The organism is Streptomyces lushanensis, from assembly GCF_001700515.1.
GTDB classification, from domain to species: domain Bacteria; phylum Actinomycetota; class Actinomycetes; order Streptomycetales; family Streptomycetaceae; genus Streptomyces; species Streptomyces lushanensis.
The window spans coordinates 1-1096 of sequence record NZ_MAUD01000531.1 but is presented as its reverse complement, the minus strand read 5'-3'; the positions used below and the strand labels follow the sequence as shown (position 1 = coordinate 1096).

The 1096-nt window shown below is 76.5% G+C and carries 1 pseudogene; it reads left to right on the top strand.

What is annotated here, in order from left to right:
* Positions 1-299: 299 nt before the first annotated feature.
* Positions 300-1096, top strand: a pseudogene (locus tag BFF77_RS30850) (hypothetical protein); the annotation flags it as partial.

Here is a 1096-nt window from a genome sequence, read left to right as displayed (position 1 = left end):
ACGAGGACGATCCTCCGCCTTGCGATGCTCCCCCGTGGCCTGAACGGCACGGGAGGTGCCCCTCCACCAGACGCCCCGGGCCGATCCACGAAGATCCGCCGGACAGGCCCTGAGCTCTGTCCGGTCCGCCCTGTTCATTCCCTTTGTCGCGGAGGTCGCCCGCCCATGTCCGCCACCCCGTCCGCAGGCCCGCCCTCGTCCCAGCCGTCGTCCGCGTCGCCGTCCCAGCCGGCCGCGCCTCCGCCGTCCGCGTCGCCCCCGAAGCCCTCGCCCGTGTCCTCTCCGTCTCCTTCCGCGTCGTGCTCCGCGTCCTCGTCGTCTCCCCTCGCGCTGACTCCGCCGTCGCCGTCGCATGGGCCGTCGCCGTCGCCGTCGCCGTCCTCGCCCGTGTCGCCGCTTCCGTCGGCTGCGGCCGTGTCCTCTGTGTCTCCTCCGTCGGCTGCGGCGCCTGTGTCCTCTCCGTCGGCTGGGTCGCCCGTGTCGCCCGTGTCCCCTGTGTCTCCTCCGACGTCCGCGTCCGCGGCTCCGCCCGTGGTGCCGCTTTCGTCGGCCGAGGCCGTGCCGTCCCTCCTGTCCTCTCCGCCCGCGTCGGCTCCGTCACCGTCCCTGCCCCCGTCCTCGCAGTCCCCGGCCGCGTCGGCCGCGCCACCGTTGCTTCAGCCTGCTCCCGCGTCCGCCTCCCCGGCTGCGCCGGCAGCGCCTCCGGTGGAGCCGCCCGCCTCCCCGCCGCCCTCGCCGTCGCTGTCCGCTTCTCCGGCGTCCACGCTCCCGGTGTCTCCACCGGTCGCTCCTCCGGTGCCGTCACCGCCGCCGTCATCGGTTCCGGTTCCGGTTCCGGTTCCGGCGCCCGCGCCCGCGCCTTCTCCGTCTCCGGCGGCTCCGCCGTCTACGCCGCCCGGGTCCGTGTCGACCGCGCCGGACTCGTCTGCCCCGTTCCCGGCCGCGCCGCCCTTCTCTCCGGCGCCCCTGCCGGCGACCCTTTCGTCGGCGTCCACCCCGCCCGCGGCGTCTTCACCGGACTCCCCGCCGGACCCGCCGACGCCGTCGCCCTCTGCCTCTTCTTCTCCGCCTGCGCCGGCGTCGGCGGGTCCGGCGG